The sequence below is a fragment of the Candidatus Dormiibacterota bacterium genome (assembly GCA_035532835.1).
Lineage (GTDB): Bacteria > Vulcanimicrobiota > Vulcanimicrobiia > Vulcanimicrobiales > Vulcanimicrobiaceae > DAHUXY01.
In genome coordinates, this window is sequence record DATKQG010000057.1 from 1 (window position 1) to 15606 (window position 15606).

At 64.2% G+C, this 15606-nt stretch carries 14 protein-coding genes; 10 read left to right on the forward strand and 4 right to left on the reverse strand.

All coding sequences use genetic code 11. The annotated features are described in order from the left end of the window. From VMW12_07525 to VMW12_07535, 3 genes are all read left to right on the forward strand, one after another. Window positions 1-271, forward strand: a 271-nt coding sequence (locus VMW12_07525; GenBank protein HUZ49570.1) for a hypothetical protein, incomplete at its 5' end; no start/stop codon positions are given. A 323-nt stretch (window positions 272-594) separates the two neighbouring features. Continuing rightward, complete coding sequence (gene fumC / locus VMW12_07530; GenBank protein HUZ49571.1) at window positions 595-2028, forward strand: class II fumarate hydratase; 1434 nt, start codon at window positions 595-597, stop codon at window positions 2026-2028. Between the two features lie 379 nt (window positions 2029-2407). Then, the gene (locus VMW12_07535) at window positions 2408-3904 is read left to right on the forward strand and encodes an amidase (protein ID HUZ49572.1); all 1497 of its coding nucleotides are present in this window, start codon (window positions 2408-2410) and stop codon (window positions 3902-3904) included. Here VMW12_07535 and VMW12_07540 read toward each other — a convergent pair. From VMW12_07540 to der, 4 genes are all read right to left on the reverse strand, one after another. Continuing rightward, window positions 3875-4651 (reverse strand): sulfite exporter TauE/SafE family protein, encoded by a 777-nt coding sequence (locus tag VMW12_07540; GenBank protein ID HUZ49573.1) that lies wholly within the window; start codon window positions 4649-4651, stop codon window positions 3875-3877. The two genes, VMW12_07535 and VMW12_07540, sit on opposite strands and share 30 nt — an antisense overlap. A 76-nt stretch (window positions 4652-4727) precedes the next feature. Further along, window positions 4728-5291 (reverse strand): elongation factor P, encoded by a 564-nt coding sequence (gene efp, locus VMW12_07545; protein ID HUZ49574.1) that lies wholly within the window; start codon window positions 5289-5291, stop codon window positions 4728-4730. Window positions 5292-5330: 39 nt separating this feature from the next. Further along, window positions 5331-5945: a glycerol-3-phosphate 1-O-acyltransferase PlsY gene (gene plsY, locus VMW12_07550; GenBank protein HUZ49575.1), complete on the reverse strand. Its 615-nt coding sequence runs from the start codon at window positions 5943-5945 to the stop codon at window positions 5331-5333. Beyond that, window positions 5946-7304 (reverse strand): ribosome biogenesis GTPase Der, encoded by a 1359-nt coding sequence (der, locus tag VMW12_07555; protein HUZ49576.1) that lies wholly within the window; start codon window positions 7302-7304, stop codon window positions 5946-5948. Between the two features lie 104 nt (window positions 7305-7408). Between der and miaB the strand changes: the two genes are divergently transcribed. From miaB to VMW12_07590, 7 genes are all read left to right on the forward strand, one after another. After that, window positions 7409-8854 carry a tRNA (N6-isopentenyl adenosine(37)-C2)-methylthiotransferase MiaB gene (miaB, locus tag VMW12_07560; protein ID HUZ49577.1) on the forward strand — a complete coding sequence of 482 codons (1446 nt, stop codon included), beginning with the start codon at window positions 7409-7411 and terminating at the stop codon, window positions 8852-8854. Further along, window positions 8851-11343: a DNA mismatch repair protein MutS gene (mutS, locus tag VMW12_07565; protein HUZ49578.1), complete on the forward strand. Its 2493-nt coding sequence runs from the start codon at window positions 8851-8853 to the stop codon at window positions 11341-11343. Before miaB ends, mutS begins: the two co-directional genes overlap by 4 nt. Window positions 11344-11346: 3 nt before the next feature. Further along, entirely contained in the window at window positions 11347-13032 is a 1686-nt protein-coding gene (mutL, locus tag VMW12_07570) for a DNA mismatch repair endonuclease MutL (protein ID HUZ49579.1), read from the forward strand. 7 nt (window positions 13033-13039) lie between these two features. Continuing rightward, window positions 13040-13948: a tRNA (adenosine(37)-N6)-dimethylallyltransferase MiaA gene (miaA, locus tag VMW12_07575; protein HUZ49580.1), complete on the forward strand. Its 909-nt coding sequence runs from the start codon at window positions 13040-13042 to the stop codon at window positions 13946-13948. Between the two features lie 11 nt (window positions 13949-13959). Further along, on the forward strand, window positions 13960-14187 hold the full coding sequence (hfq, locus tag VMW12_07580; GenBank protein HUZ49581.1) for an RNA chaperone Hfq: 228 nt from the start codon (window positions 13960-13962) through the stop codon (window positions 14185-14187). Further along, on the forward strand, window positions 14184-14957 hold the full coding sequence (gene dapF, locus VMW12_07585) for a diaminopimelate epimerase (GenBank protein ID HUZ49582.1): 774 nt from the start codon (window positions 14184-14186) through the stop codon (window positions 14955-14957). Before hfq ends, dapF begins: the two co-directional genes overlap by 4 nt. Further along, window positions 14954-15606, forward strand: a 653-nt coding sequence (locus VMW12_07590) for a radical SAM protein (GenBank protein ID HUZ49583.1), incomplete at its 3' end; no start/stop codon positions are given. The genes dapF and VMW12_07590, both read left to right, overlap by 4 nt.

Consider the following 15606-nt stretch of genomic DNA (forward strand, 5'->3'; position numbering starts at 1 on the left):
GAAGCTGCGCGAGTGCGGCCTATCGTCGATCTATCACGACTTGGGCAACGTGCGTCCGCTTACCGAGTCGAGCAAGCGCTACATTCTACGCTGCGAACATTGCGCGTTCGAGGTGCTGCGCAAGAAACGCCCGGGAAAGCCGGCGAGTTGCCCGCGCTGCGATAAGCGTCGATTCAATCCGCGCTTTCCGCTGACGATTTACGAAATCACCGGCATGGAATCCATCGGGACGTCGATCGACGGTCTCAAAGCAGCCGTCCGCGCGCGCTAAGCAGCCGCGGATTTTATGGGCAGCCCAATCGAAAATGTAAGACCCCCGCGAATAATCGCGGGGGTCTTACGGGACCCTGTGTACCTAGGGCGGACTGTCGCCCCCATGATACCACACCCGTCCCCGGGTTTGGAGCGGACGGGAGTTGAACCCGCTCTCGGAGAGTGACAGTCCGCCTAGGCTACCGAGCCCCGCCCCGCTTATGCTCCTAACGTAAGATCCCAGGATGCCACCGGTATGGCATCCCCGCCGCGGCTCTCTTTAGCTCCGACCGACCTAAGTAGAGGCCGAAATCGCTGGAAAAGCGCGAAGATGTCTGGGACATGACCACTGCTAACAGCTCCACCAACGGGGCCTCATCCAAGCGCGTCGAGACCGACTCGATGGGCAAGATCGACGTACCCGCAGACAAGTACTACGGCGCGCAGTCGGCGCGCTCGCTCATCCACTTCGACATCGGCGAGGGCACCTGGCCGCGCGACGTGATGCCGAAGCAAGTCATCAAGGCGATGGCCGAATTGAAGAAGGCGGCCGCCCTCGTCAATCACGATCTCGGAAAACTCGATAAAGAGAAGACCGATCTGATCGTGGCGGCTGCCGACGAAGTGATCGCCGGCAAACTCGACGCGCATTTCCCGCTGCGCATTTGGCAGACCGGCTCGGGCACGCAGACGAACATGAACGTCAACGAAGTGATCTCGAATCGCGCGATCGAGATTGCGGGCGGCGAGATGGGTTCGAAGAAGCCGGTGCATCCGAACGATCACGTCAATATGTCGCAGTCGTCGAACGACACGTTTCCGACCGCGATGCACATGGCCGCCGCCGAGGCGGTCGTGAAAATGCTCCCCGCGATCGAACATTTGCGCGACGCGCTCGACGTCAAAGCCAAACAGTGGAAAGACATCGTCAAGGTCGGCCGCACGCATCTTCAGGATGCGACGCCGCTGACGTTGGGCCAAGAGTTCTCGGGCTACGTTACGCAACTCGATCGCGCGATGGTCGCGATCAACGAAGCTTTGAACCACATTTACGATCTGGCCATCGGTGGCACCGCGGTCGGCACCGGCCTCAACGCGCATCCCGAATTCGCCGAACGGATGGCGAAGAAGCTCGCGGAGTTAACCGGCTTGCCGTTCCGCTCGCATCCCAACAAATTCACGGCGCTCGCTTCGCATGACGATTTCGTCTTCGCATCGGGCGCGCTCAAGACGCTCGCGGTGGCGTTCATGAAAATCGCGAACGACATCCGCTGGCTCGCATCGGGCCCGCGTGCGGGCATCGGCGAATTGATCCTGCCGGAGAACGAGCCGGGCAGCTCCATCATGCCGGGCAAAGTAAATCCGACGCAATCCGAAGCGATGACGATGGTGGTCGCTCAGGTGTTCGGAAACGACACCGCGATCAGCTTCGGCGCGTCGCAGGGCAACTTCGAACTCAACGTGTTCAACCCGGTGATGATCGCGAATTTCTTGCACTCGTGCCATCTCTTGCGCGACACGGCGACGATGTTCCGCGAACATGCGGTCGAAGGGCTGCAAGCCAACGAACCGGTGATTGCGAAGTACCTGGCGGAATCGCTGATGACGGTAACGGCACTCTCGCCCAAGATCGGCTACGACAAAGCTGCAGAGATTGCCAAGCACGCCCATCACCACGGTACGACGCTCAAAGAAGCGGCCGTCGGTTTGGGGCACGTTACCGGCGAGGAGTTCGACAAGTACGTCGTGCCCAAGGAGATGACGTATCCCAAGTGAGTTCGCCCTGCGGGGCGAACTCTTCGCGTTTTGCGGGCGCTGCGCGCCCGCAAAGCCGCCCTAAGCGGAATGGTGTGAGTTCGCCTGCGGGCGAACTCTTCGCGTTTTGCGGGCGCTGCGCGCCCGCAAAGCCGCCTCGCGCGTAGGCGGGCTCGTTGTGTGACGGGCCCGTTTTATTTTTCGTGGAGTAGGCCGGCGCGGTGGGCTTCTACGAGGGAGCAGCCCAGGAGAACGATGGCGAAGCCGATCATCGAGATGGCGCTGAGAAGAATGATGCTCATGGTGGTTCCTCCGGTTTAGCTGATCCATGTACGCGCGCGCGGCGGGGGTGTTTCACCGCATCGGTGCGTACATGAGCCGAGCTAGGATGGGGGAAAGCATGGCGGATTTCGCTGAGTACGAGCGCTTCGATGCGATCGGTCTTTCACAGTTGGTGCGCGAGCGGCGCGTGAGCGCCTCGGAGCTGCTGGAAGCGGCGATACGCCGCGCGGAGGCGGTCAATCCACGGCTCAACGGGCTCGTGGCGAAGCACTACGACGCGGCTCGCCGGGACGCAGCGAGCGGCCTCCCCGACGGCCCCTTTCACGGGGTGCCGTTTCTGGCCAAGGACCTGGGCCCGCCGCTGGCCGGGGTACCGATGACGATGGGCAGCCGCTACTTTCGCGGTTACGTCCCGCAGGCGGATCACCCGTTCTTCCAGCGCGTGAAGGCCGCCGGCCTGAACATCTTCGGAAAAACGAACACGCCCGAATTCGGCCTGATGCCGTACACGGAGCCGGCGCTGTTCGGCGCCTGTCGCAACCCCTGGGATACCGAGCGCACGCCGGGCGGATCGAGCGGCGGGAGTGCCGCGCTGGTGGCTGCCGGCGTGGTGCCGATGGCGCACGCCAACGATATGGGCGGCTCGATCCGCATCCCCGCAAGTTGCGTCGGACTCTTCGGCATGAAGCCCACGCGCGGGCGCATGCCGACGGCCGGCGGCACGGTCGGGGATGCGAACGTCGATCTTTGCATCTCGCGCAGCGTGCGCGATAGCGCGCTGATGTTGGATTGCGTCGCTCGGGAGCGGGGTGCGATGTATCAAGCCCCGCCCGCGCACGGAAGCTTCCTTGCCCACGCGCAACGCGAGCCGGGCCGTCTGCGTGTCGCGGTCGTGAGGGGGCCGATGCTGGGGCACGGGATCGACGCCGAAGCGCGTGCGGCGGTCGATGCGGCCGCGGCACTCTGCGCATCGCTCGGCCACGACGTAACTGAAGACGAGCCGCAGGGCATCGACTATCCCGCCATGTCCTATGCGCTGCTCATGCTCTTTGCAAGCGGCATCGGCTGGCATCTCGGTGCCGGGAATCCGTTGGCCGGGACGCCGCTGCGGAACGGCGATATCGAGCCCGCAACATTGGCGATGCTGACGATCGCGCGCGTACTCAGCGCCGACGAATTGACCACCGCCGCCTCTAACCAGCGCCTCCTTGCCGGCGCTTTCGATGCGTTCATGGAACGCTACGACGTGCTGCTGATGCCGACCCTGGCTTCGCCGCCGGTGCGTATCGGAGAACTCGCGCTCACGCGGAGCGAACGGATGCAGATCGCGGTGCTTACGACGCTGCGATCGAAGGCCCTGATTCGCAAAGCCGCTCGCGATATCGCCGCGCGCATGTTCGATTGGCTGCCGTATACGCCGATATTCAATCTTACCGGCCAACCGGCGATGTCGCTCCCCCTCCATACGAGCGCGGACGGGCTGCCGGTCGGCGTGCAGTTCGCGGCACGGCTCGGCGAAGAAGGCTTGCTCTTTTCGCTCGCGTCGCAAATTGAATCGGCCGCACCGTGGGCCGATCGCCGGCCGTTAATGAATGATGTGTCGCGCCACGAGTGAGATCGCGGCTAAGGCCAGCGCGATGGCCACGAAAATCAGCAGGTGCGGGGATTTCAACCGCAATGAGAGACGCGCGCCGATCGGGCCCCCGAGTAGGCCGCCGATCACGAGCGGAATGATGTAGTCCAGACGAATGTCGTGTTGCAACGCGTGGACGGCAAGGCCGACCGGCGACGTGAGCACGATCCCGAAATGCGATGTGGCGCTGATGGCGTGCGCGGGCAGTGACGAGAAGTAGAGGAGCGTCGGCACGATAACGACGCCGCCGCCGATGCCGAACAGGCTCGACGTGACGCCGACGACGAATCCGGCCGCGATCGCCAGGCGGAACGACATCGGCTTTTCGATGTGCGCGCGATGGTCGTCGATGCGGTTGCCGGCGCGCTTGTGGCGATTGACGATCATGTCGAAACAGATGATCGCGAGAAAAGCCGCGAAGACCCAGTCGAAGGCCGCGCCCGAAATGTGCCGCACGGCGATGGCACCCAAAATGCTGCCGGGGAATCCGCCGGCAGCGATGAGCAGCCCCGTGCGGACGTTGACGCGTCGCTGCATCAAGTAGGTGAAGGCGCCGCTGCCGCTGTTGGCGACCACGAGTACCAGCGCCGTTCCCGCCGCCTCCGCCGGTGCTAAGCCGAAGAAGAGGCGCAGGATCGGGACCAAGATGAACCCGCCGCCCAGGCCTACCATGGATCCGAAGATGCTCGCGAGGAATGCGGAGATGAAGAGTTCGAGCGCTAAGTGCATCGAGCTTTACACGCTCGATCCGCTGCACGCGGCAACGTGCGTCTGCAGGCGTTTTTGCAACGGTGCCTTGTCCGCCTTAGTTGCTGACGCGTCCGATGTATCGGCGGTCGCGTGTGTCGATCCGAATCATCTCGTCGGGATTGACGAAGAGCGGTACGTTGACGGTCGCACCGGTCTCGAGCTTGGCCGGTTTACCCGTATTGGTGGCCGTATCGCCCTTGAAGCCGGGATCCGTTTCAACCACGCGCAGTTCCACGTGCGGCGGAAGGTCGACGCCGATCGGCAGCCCCTCGTGGAACTGCACGTCGACCACCAGGCCGTCTTTCAAGAAATCGGCGGGATCGCCGATGAGATCGCGCTGGATCGTGTAGTTCTCGAACGACTCTTGGTCCATAAAATGGTAGCCGTCGGCATCGTTGTAGAGCATCTGCAACTGCCGATTTTCGACGGTTGCGCGCTCGAGCTTTTCACCGGCGCGGAAGGTGCGCTCCAGGGTCGTGCCGGTTTTGACGTTTTTGAGGCGGGTCCGCACGAAGGCCGCGCCCTTACCCGGCTTGACGTGGAGAAACTCGATGACGGTCCAGAGGTTACCGTCCACGACGACGGTGACGCCGTTACGGAGATCGTTCGACGAAATCATGACCCGGGCCAATACGGGCCCGGCCCTCGCAAGCCCTGGTTAGGGGCGCGGAGTCTGGCGTTTGGAGAAGAGCCCGATCCGGCTCTCGGTCCCCGAACGCAGGCGTCCGATGTTCTCGCGGTGGGTGTAAATGATGAGGATTGCGGCCGCGGCGCCGTACGCCGCATACCAGATCGATCCGGTGAAAAGATAGAGGCTGATCGGGGAGACCACGTTCCCCAGCATCGAGCCGACCGAGGAGTATTGGGTGACGACCAGCGAGCCCAGAATCCAAGCGCCGACGCTCACCAGCCCGGCCTTCCAGCTCAAGGCGAAAATCGCGCCGAAGGAGGTGGCGACGCCTTTACCGCCCTTCCAGCCCAGCCACGGGGAGAAGCAGTGCCCCGCGACCGCTGCCGCGGCAACCACCGCGACGGCATCGTGCGATGCGCCGCGCACGGCCAGAAGATAGACCGGGGCGAAGCCCTTGGCGGCGTCGAGTAGCAGCACCGCGGCCGCGCCGGGTTTGCCGAGCGTCCGCAGCGCATTCATCGCGCCGATATTGCCGGAGCCTTGGGTGCGAATGTCGGTCCGATAGAACGCGCGACCGATCAGGTACCCGAACGGAATCGAGCCGATCAAGAACGCGCCGAGCGCATAGAGAACGACGAGCATCTATTCGCCCGGCTCCGGGGCCCCGCGACGCGCGCGGAATTCGAGCGTGAGCGGAACGCCTTCGAAATCGAAGCTCTGCCGAATCGTATTTTCGAGAAAACGCTTGTAGGCGTTCTGCACGAGATCCGGATCGTTGCAATGGAAGACGAAGACCGGCGGATGCGTGCCCGGTTGCGCCGCGTAGTATACCTTGAACGTCTTGCCGCCGCTAAAGGGGGCGGGGTGGGCGAGCACGGCGTCGCGCAGGAGCGCGTTCACCTGCGGCGTTGAAACGCGGCGATCTAAATTCTCTGCGACGCGCGTGACCACCGGCATCAGGCTGCCGAGCCGGCGATGCGTCTTGGCGGAGAGGAACGTGATCGGCGCAAACTTTGCGAAAGGCATCAACTCGTGAATGACGTTCGCAAGCTCGCCCTGGCTGTATTCGCCTTGCTGTTCGAGCGCGAGATCCCACTTGTTACCCACGATGATGAGGCCCTTGCGCTCTTCGATGACGAGCCCGGCCAAACGCCGGTCCTGCGCGGTGATGCCCACCATCGAATCGAAAACGAGAATCGCGATATCGCAGCGCGAAATGGCACTTAGGCTGCGCAACGTGGCGTAGTATTCGATCGCGCCGTGCGCTTGGGGCTGCCTGCGAACGCCGGCCGTATCGATCAGGCGAATATTGCGGTCGTTATAGGTGAGCAGCGTATCGATCGCGTCGCGCGTGGTTCCGGGAACCTCCGAGACGATCGCGCGTTCCTCGCCGAGCAGCGCGTTGAGCAGCGAACTCTTGCCGACGTTCGGGCGGCCGATGATCGCGATCGAGAGCTCGCCTTCCTTGGTCGCATCGGGTGCTTCGGGCGGCAGCAGTTCGACGACGCGATCCAGCAAATCGCCGGTTCCTTCGCCGTGAATCGCCGAGACCGGGACGGGTTCGCCGAATCCGATACGCGAGAACTCGCCCAGCACCGACTGGGCGGCCTTGGGTGATTCGCATTTATTGGCGACGAGCACCACGCGACGGCGCGTCTTGCGCAGGATGTGCGCGACGTCTTCATCGAGCGGGTGCAAGCCGGTCTGCGCGTCCACCACGAAGACGATTGCGTCGGCTTCCTGCGCGGCGGCCTCGGCCTGGCGGCGCGTTGCTTCTGCGAATTGATCGCCGTGGGCCGCGTCGGCAGCCGGGTCGATGCCGGCGGTATCGACGATGCTGAACGTGCGTCCCCGCCAGTCGCAGAGCGCGTACAGGCGGTCGCGGGTCACACCAGGGGTATCCTCCACAATCGCCAGGCGTTGGCCGATCAGGCGATTGAAGAGCGCGCTTTTGCCGACGTTCGGGCGTCCGACGATCGCGACCGTGGCCGGCCGGAGCATGCCGGTAGTGGTAGCGTCAAAATCTGAGTCGATGGTCACCGGCCTCCTGTTTGACGTTCGCCCCAAATGACCCGCGTGGGGGAGACCGGGGCCGCGGGACTCGCGTGGCGAAGCTGCTGGGCCGCGCCATGGCCAAAATGTATATAGAGACCTTCGGGTGCCAGATGAATGAGGCCGATTCGCAATATATTGCGGATCGCGCCCTCTCGATCGGCTACGAAATAGCGACCAAACCCGAAGACGCTCACGTCTTGCTCTTGAACACGTGTACCGTTCGCGACAACGCCGAGCGCCGCGCGTACGGACGCATGGGCCATCTCAAAGAGCTCAAGGATCGCGACCCGAGTATTCGCTTGGTCGTCATGGGGTGCTTGGCCGAACAGGATCGCGATCGCATGCAGCGCATCGCGCCGCACGTCGACGCCGTCTTTGGAACCAAGGAATTGGTGGAGCTGGGCGACCAGCTCGAACGGTGGCACGGCGATTTCGACGGCATCGATTTCTCCGACGAACGCGCGCTGCTGATGCCGTTCGGCGGGACCGCCGACGCCGTCATCGATGCCTTCTCGCACCTGCGGGCGTTCGTAACGGTCCAGCGCGGCTGTTCGTATTATTGCAGTTTCTGCATCGTGCCGCACGTGCGCGGACGCTTCGATCATCGGCCGATGGCGGAGATCGTCGGCGAGGTCGAAGAGCGGCTCGCTCTGGGCGCACGCGAAGTGATGCTGGTCGGGCAAACGGTCAACGCTTGGAAGGACCCGGCGACCGGTGAGGACTTCGGCGACCTTTGCGCCGCGGTCGCCGCGCTGCCGAACCTCGAGCGCCTCACGTTCATCTCTCCGCATCCCAAGGATTTTACCGAGAAAATCATCGCCGATCTCTCGCGCATTCCGAAGCTCAACCCGCGGCTGCACCTGCCGCTGCAGTCCGGCAGCGACCCGATTCTGCGGCGCATGAACCGCAAATACACGATGGCGGATTTCGCGCACAAGGTGGAGTTGATCCATCGGTATCTTCCGGGCTGGGCGATTACGACCGATATCATCGTCGGTTTTCCCGGTGAGAGCGACGACGATTTCGAACGGACGCTCGCGTACGTGGAAACCCAGGTCTTCGCGAATGCGTTTACGTTCATCTATTCGATTCGGCGGGGGACGCCGGCTGCGAATTGGGAGCAGGTGCCGGCCGCCGTCGCATCCGAGCGCTACAAACGCTTGCTGGATGCGCAGAACGCCGCCGTTCGCGCCTATCACGACGCGAAAATCGGCACGACGGTACGCTGCTTGATTCAAGGGCTCTCGAAAAAAGACCCGACTCGTCTGGCAGCCAAGACGCTGGACAACGTGACCGTTATCGCTCCGTTACCCAGCGACTACCCGCGAGGCGATGTGGAAGCGAACCACCCGTATGCCGCGACGCCGTGGATCGACGTCGAGCTTGAAACCGCGCACGTTTGGGGCTGCACCGGCACGGCGGTACGCCGCGCCGAGCGATTCGCCGGCGCCGGCCGCGCGCTCGAACGTCCGGCCATCGATTTGCTCGCACGGTGAGCGACGCGGTGAAGTACTCGCCGATGCTCGAGCAGTACTTTGGGATGAAAGCGAAACACCCGGGAGCGATTTTGCTTTCGCGCGTTGGCGACTTCTACGAAGCCTACGGCGAGGACGCCGAGACGGCCGCGCGCGCGCTGCAAATCGCGCTGACGAGCAAAGAGGCCGGCGGCGGAAAGCGCGTCGCCATGGCCGGCGTTCCGCACCATGCGCTAGCGGGATATCTGGCCAAGCTCGTGCAGCAGCGATTCATCGTCGCGCTGGCCGAGCAACTCGAAGTGCCGGTCCCCAATCGGTTGGTGCGGCGCGACGTCGTGCGCATCGTCACGCCTGGCACGTTGATCGAAGATCAATTGCTCGAAGGAAAACAGAACAACTATCTTGCGGCGGTAGCGGCCGTCGACGATACGTTCGCCGTTGCGTATGCCGACGTTTCGACCGGTTACTGCGCGGCGACCGCGCTGAGCGGCAACGACGCGTACGACGACGTGCTTGCCGAACTCGGACGGCTGGGCCCTTCGGAAATCGTTGCCGATCTTCCGGCCGATCTTCGCGCCTTGCTCGGAGGTGCGGTGGAAGTATTGGGCGCTCGCATGTCGGCGCCGCCGCTGGGATTGGTGGAGACGCGCGATCGCGCGGAGTTCGACGGGTTCTCGATCGATGAATCCGCGGCGATCAATCGCGCGCTCGACGCGTTGGTCGGCTTCGTCCGCCGCACCGGTATCGCATTGCCGTCGGGCGTCGCGCTCAACGAGCCGGTGCTGTATCGCGAACGCCAGTTCATGGCGCTCGATCCGGCCACGCGCAAGCATCTCGAACTGACCAAAGCACAGGGGCAGAACACGCGCGCGACGCTGCTTGCGACGCTGGATTCGTGCGAAACGTCGATGGGCTCCCGCATGCTCTCGCGTTGGATTTTGGCTCCGCTTCTTGATCGGGGCGCGATCGAAGCTCGGCAAGAGGCCATTGCCGCACTCCTGGACGAGCACGCCCGCCGGCAGGCGATTCGCGATCTGCTCCGCGGTTGCTTCGATCTCGAGCGTATCGCGCAAAAGGTTCGCGTTCGCCGCGCGTTGCCGCGCGATTTGGCGTCGTTACGGCGGACGCTGGAAGTCCTCGCGCCGCTGCGACACATCGTCCCGGAGGCGCTCGCGCCCCTGATCGAACGCATCGGCGCCTTTGACGACGTCATCGGCGACCTGCAGCGCTCGCTCGTGGACGAACCGCCCGCGCAGGTTCACGACGGCGGGGTCATTCGTCCGGAGGCCGATGCCGAACTCGCCGAATGCGTTTCGCTGCGCACCGATGCGCGCGCCCGCCTTTCGGAACTCGAGGAGCGCGAGCGAGAGCGGACCGGCATCAAGTCCCTCAAGATCAAGTACGCCAGTGCGTTCGGCTACGCTATCGAGGTGAGCAAGGGTAGCGTCGGGCAAGTGCCCGCCGACTACGTGCGCAAACAGACGTTGACGACCGGCGAGCGGTACATCACGCCGGAGCTCAAAGAACTCGAACTCGCGATCTCTACCGCGCAGTCGCGCCAGGAGCGCATCGAAGCGCAGTTGTACGAGGCTTTGCTCGAACGCATCGCGCTGCGGGCCGGCGATCTGTTGCGCGCGGCCGAAGCGATCGCGCAGATCGACGTCTTCGCGGCGCTCGCCCAGTGCGCCGCGGAGCGCGGATACGTGCGCCCGACGTTCGTCGACCAGAGCATCGTGAGCATAGAAGAAGGGCGCCATCCGGTGATGGAAGCGGTGTTGCGGACGCACTTTGTGCCGAACGATCTGCACTTGCGCGCGCTCGACCATCGCTTCATCCTCTTGACCGGCCCGAACATGGGCGGTAAATCGACCTATTTGCGGCAGGCCGGGTTGCTGGCGATCATGGCGCACGTAGGTTCGTTCGTCCCGGCCAAATCGATGCAGCTCGGCGTTATCGATCGCATCTTCACGCGCATCGGTGCCGGTGACGATCTGGCCTCCGGCCAATCGACGTTTTACATGGAGATGGCCGAGGCCGCGAATATTCTGCGCCGCAGCACGCGCAAGTCGTTACTGTTGATCGATGAAGTCGGGCGCGGCACCGGCACGATCGACGGCCTATCGATCGCGCAGGCGATCTGCGAGTTTCTGCTCGGCCTGGACGAACAATCGCCCATGGCGTTATTTGCCACCCATTTTCACGAGCTGTGCGCGCTCTGCGAGCACTGGCCCACGGTTGCGAACTACCACATTACCGCGGTGGAACAGAGCGGCCGCCATAGCGGGCCGGTCTTCTCGCATCGCGTGCAACCGGGCAGTTCTTCGCGTTCGTTCGGCATCGAAGTCGCGCGGATGGCCGGCCTGCCGCCGGCCGTGATCGAACGGGCGCAAGAAATCGCCGACGCGCTGGGCGGCCAGCCCGATTTGGAGACGCAGGTGCCGTTGCGCAAGAGGTTGCCGCGCACTCCCGCATCCGAAATGCAGCTCTCGTTCTTGCGTAACGAGTCGTAACGCATGCCGTTCATCCACCGCCTCGATGCGGTGACGATCGGGCAGATCGCCGCAGGTGAAATTATCGAGCGGCCCGTTTCGATCGTTAAGGAATTGGTCGAAAATGCGGTGGATGCCGGCGCGACCCGCGTGAGCGTGACGCTCGAAGCGGGCGGTACGCGTTCCATCGAAGTGGTTGACGACGGGAGCGGCATCGATCCGGAGGATCTCGCCTTCGCGGTGATGCGCCATGCGACCAGCAAGCTCGCGGTCGCGACCGATCTTGCGAGCGTGGCAACGCTCGGGTTCCGCGGCGAAGGCTTGGCCTCGATCGCGGCGGTGGCGCGGCTCGATATCGTGTCTCGAACCCAGCATGCGCAGATCGGATCGCGCATCGTCGCACACGCCGAAAGCGCCGAGCCGATAGTTCCCGCGCCGGCGGCGCCGGGCACGCGCGTGCGCGTCGAAGCGCTCTTCGAGAACGTTCCGGTGCGTCGCGAATATCTCAAAGCCCCGAGCGCCGAATACGCTCGCATCTCGAGTTGGCTCACCACCTTTGCCCTTGCGTACCCGAGCGTTACGTTCGCGCTCCGACACGACGGCAAGGATGTGTGGGTACTTCCTTCCACGTCCGATCCGCGCGAGCGCTTGGCGATGGTATTTGGAACCGAGGCCGCGCAGCACCTGATACCGCTGGACCCGTCGGCCGCGCGGGCGCTGGACGGAAACCTGAGTGGTTTCATCAGCGAACCGGGGCACGATCGAGGCGATCGGCGGCTGCAGATCCTCTTCGTGAACGGACGGCTGTTGCGCAGTTCGCTGCTCGCCGGTGCGTGGACGGCCGGCTATGCGACCTTTGCGATGAGCGGACGACACCCGTACGGCGCGATCTTCTTGGAACTACCGCCCGGCCACGTCGATCCGAACGTCCACCCCACCAAGAGTGACGTGCGTTTGCGCTTCGGCACGCAAACGTTCGATGCGGTTCGGCGCTCGATTACCGCCACGCTGCAAGCGCATGCCGCACACCGTTTTAGCCGGCACGTGCATGCGGAAGGCGTCTCGTTTGCGCCGCCGGCGATCGACGCGAGCCTGCCGCACGTGCAATCGCTTTTCGAGCCGGTACGGGGCGATGCCGACGAGGTGCCGGGGCACCGCTTGCGCGTGCTCGCGCAACTCCATCGGACGTTTATCCTCGCGAGCGACGGGGACGCACTGCTCCTGGTCGATCAGCACGCGGCGCACGAACGCATCGCCTACGAGTCGATCGTCGAGCGCGCCCAGGCACACGCTCCCAGCGAGCCGCTCTTGGTTCCCCTCGTAGTCGAACTCGATCTCGGGCAGTCCGCCGCATTGGAGCGCGCGCTCGATCTGTTGCGCGAGGGCGGCTTGGAAATCGAGCCGTTCGGCGATCGCACGTATCGGATCGTTGCCACGCCCGCCGGGTTCGGCGCACGTCCGTTCGATCTGCAAGGCTTCATCGACGATCTCACCACGGACGTGAAGCAGCGCGACGTGCGCGAGCGCGTATGGGCCAGCCTCGCGTGCCATTCGGTTACGGTTGCCGGCGAACGGCTGGAACCGGACGAGATGACGACGCTCGTGGATCGGTTGCAGCGGTGCATCAATCCGATGCATTGCCCGCACGGACGCCCGACGATGGTTCGCCTGGCCCCCGACGATATCGCGCGAATGTTCAAACGTCTGTAATGCGCCGATGAACGACGTTACGCGGCGCGGCGTGCTGGTGCTCGCGGGGGCGACCGCCGCTGGAAAAACCGCCATAGCGATCGCGCTCGCGCGGCGTTTTGATGCCGAAATCGTGGGGGCCGACTCGCGCCAAATCTATCGGGCGATGCCGATTGGGACGGCGGCACCGACGGAAGAAGAGCTTGCCGCGGCGCCCCATCATTTGGTCGGCTTTCTCGACCCGCACGAGCGCTATTCGGCGGCGCGATTCGCGGCCGATGCCATGCGAACGATCCACGAAATCCACGCGCGCGGTAAGCGCGCGATCGTCGCCGGCGGCACGGGCTTTTACATTCGCGCGCTGACCGGAGCGATCGACTTGGCTCCGCAACACGACGAGCGCCTGCGCGAGCGGCTGGCTATGGAAGCGCGCACGCATTCGGCGGAGTTTCTCCACGCATGGCTGCAGCTTCGCGACCCCAAGCGGGCGGCCGCGGTTGCGCCGAACGACGCCTACCGCGTCGTGCGGGCGCTGGAGGTGGCGATGGCCGGCGACGACCCGCTCCGGCGAACCGGCGCCATCGCCTCGCTTCCGGCCTCCAATATTCCATTTGCCAAACTCTTTCTGGACGTGCAACTGAGCGAACTCGACGGGCGGATCGCGCTCCGAACGGCGCACATGCTGCGGCGGGGATTGATCGAGGAAGCCGAACGCATCGGGAGCGATGCGGTTGCGGCAACCGCCGTCGGGTATCCGCAGGCCACGGCATTTCTGCGCGGGTGGAGCACGCGTGACGAACTTGAGCGTTCGCTCGCTCGCGCGACTCGACGGTACGCGCGCAGGCAGCGCGCGTGGTTTCGCTCCGAACCCCAAACGCGCTGGGTCCGAGCCGACGAGGTCGAGGCCGCGGCAAGGGAAATGCTCGGCTGGTCGTAATAGCAACCGATATGCCGAGCAATCTCCAAGATGCGTTCCTAGCGCAATGCAAGCGTGAGGCTGTCCCCGTAACGGTGACGTTGATGAATGGCGCGCAATTGCAGGGCGTCGTTTTGGGCTACGACCCGTTCACGGTGTCGCTCGAATTCGACCAGATCACGCATCTGCTGTACAAGCACGCGATCGCGACAATATCGCCGACGGTCGCGCTACGCCTGTATCCACCGAGCGTCGAATGAACGGGAGCGTAGCCGTTGCGAAGATGCACGGCGCACGCAACGACTTCATCGTTCTCGATAGCCGGACGAGCCCTCCGATCGACGCGATTGCGTTCGCGCGAAGATGGTGCGAACGGCATACCGGCGTCGGAGCCGACGGCCTGCTCGTGATCGAGTACTCCGAGCGCGCGGCGGCGCGCATGCGGGTGATCAACGCCGATGGAAGCGTGGCCGAGATGTGCGGGAACGGCATCCGCTGCGTCGCGCGTTACCTCGAAGAAGCCGGTTGCGGCGACGCGTTGGCGATCGAGACCGATGCGGGCATTATCGAGACGCGCGTGATCGCGCGCGAGCCCGAATACCTCGTGCGCGTGAACATGGGCGTACCGAACATCGTGCCGCGTGCGCTTCCGATTCCGGACGCCACGTTCGTAGACATGGGCAACCCGCACGTCGTTGCGATACGCGGCGAAGGCGACCCGTTCGACGTCGCGCAGATCGGTGCGTCGTTTCAGGACGAGCGCGTCTTTCCCGGCGGTGCGAACGTGCATCGAGTCGTGGTTGAAGGGCCCGGCAGCCTGCGGGTCCGGCACTACGAACGCGGTGCCGGCCTTACCATGGCGTGCGGAACCGGCGCGGTCGCCTCCGCCGCGGTCGCGCTCCGGAGCGGCTTGGTCCAAAGCCCCGTCGACGTGTACGTGCCCGGGGGAGTGCTCCGCGTGGAATGGGACGGCGCGGGAGCTGCATACTTGACCGGCCCGGCCGTGCACGTCTTCGATACGGTGCTATGACGATCGATCTTGCCTATTGCGATGCCAAGGGGCGCATCTATTACGATCCGGAGTATTCGCCGCTCGCCGATGGCGGTTTGGTGCGAACGCCGCAACCGGACGAACTGATTCCGGCTCCGCCCGGGACGGTGGAGATGGTCCTGCCGGGACGCCGCGTTCTGACCACCACCGGAATGCTCGATAAACGCTACGTTCTCGCAGCGATTCTTCCCGCTGGATACACGCGCTTGCTGGTACCGGCATGGATTAAGGAACGCGGCGCGCCCGCGCTGCCGCTCTTCGGCTACACGTTCGCCTGCGTCATCGACGACCGGCTCCACGTGGCGGCCGTCAAGACGGACGAGAGCGAGGATTGGCAGCCGCGGTACTTCGAACCCGGCGAGCTGGAGCGTACGCTCGAAGCGCGGCTCGCCACGGATCCCCAGAATCGGGTGCTGCAGCAAGTGGCGCTCTGTTCGCGCGAATACGGGTGCTTTACGGCACAGAACGTCTTCCTCGAGCGTGGCGAAGCCGCGCTCCCCGTTTCGCCGAAATGCAACGCGCGTTGTATCGGATGCATCTCGGAACAAGAGCCGGATGCGGGGCTGCCTTCTCCGCAAACGCGCATCGATTTCGAAACCACGGCGGACGAACTCGCGCGCATCGGCGT

Excerpts from the sequence above, each read along its gene's own strand:
- fumC (HUZ49571.1), top strand. The coding sequence starts at position 595 with ATGACCACTGCTAACAGCTCCACCAACGGGGCCTCATCCAAGCGCGTC.
- VMW12_07535 (HUZ49572.1), top strand. The coding sequence starts at position 2,408 with ATGGCGGATTTCGCTGAGTACGAGCGCTTCGATGCGATCGGTCTTTCA.
- VMW12_07540 (HUZ49573.1), bottom strand. The coding sequence starts at position 4,651 with ATGCACTTAGCGCTCGAACTCTTCATCTCCGCATTCCTCGCGAGCATC.
- efp (HUZ49574.1), bottom strand. The coding sequence starts at position 5,291 with ATGATTTCGTCGAACGATCTCCGTAACGGCGTCACCGTCGTCGTGGAC.
- plsY (HUZ49575.1), bottom strand. The coding sequence starts at position 5,945 with ATGCTCGTCGTTCTCTATGCGCTCGGCGCGTTCTTGATCGGCTCGATT.
- der (HUZ49576.1), bottom strand. The coding sequence starts at position 7,304 with ATGCTCCGGCCGGCCACGGTCGCGATCGTCGGACGCCCGAACGTCGGC.
- mutL (HUZ49579.1), top strand. The coding sequence starts at position 11,347 with ATGCCGTTCATCCACCGCCTCGATGCGGTGACGATCGGGCAGATCGCC.
- miaA (HUZ49580.1), top strand. The coding sequence starts at position 13,040 with ATGAACGACGTTACGCGGCGCGGCGTGCTGGTGCTCGCGGGGGCGACC.
- hfq (HUZ49581.1), top strand. The coding sequence starts at position 13,960 with ATGCCGAGCAATCTCCAAGATGCGTTCCTAGCGCAATGCAAGCGTGAG.
- dapF (HUZ49582.1), top strand. The coding sequence starts at position 14,184 with ATGAACGGGAGCGTAGCCGTTGCGAAGATGCACGGCGCACGCAACGAC.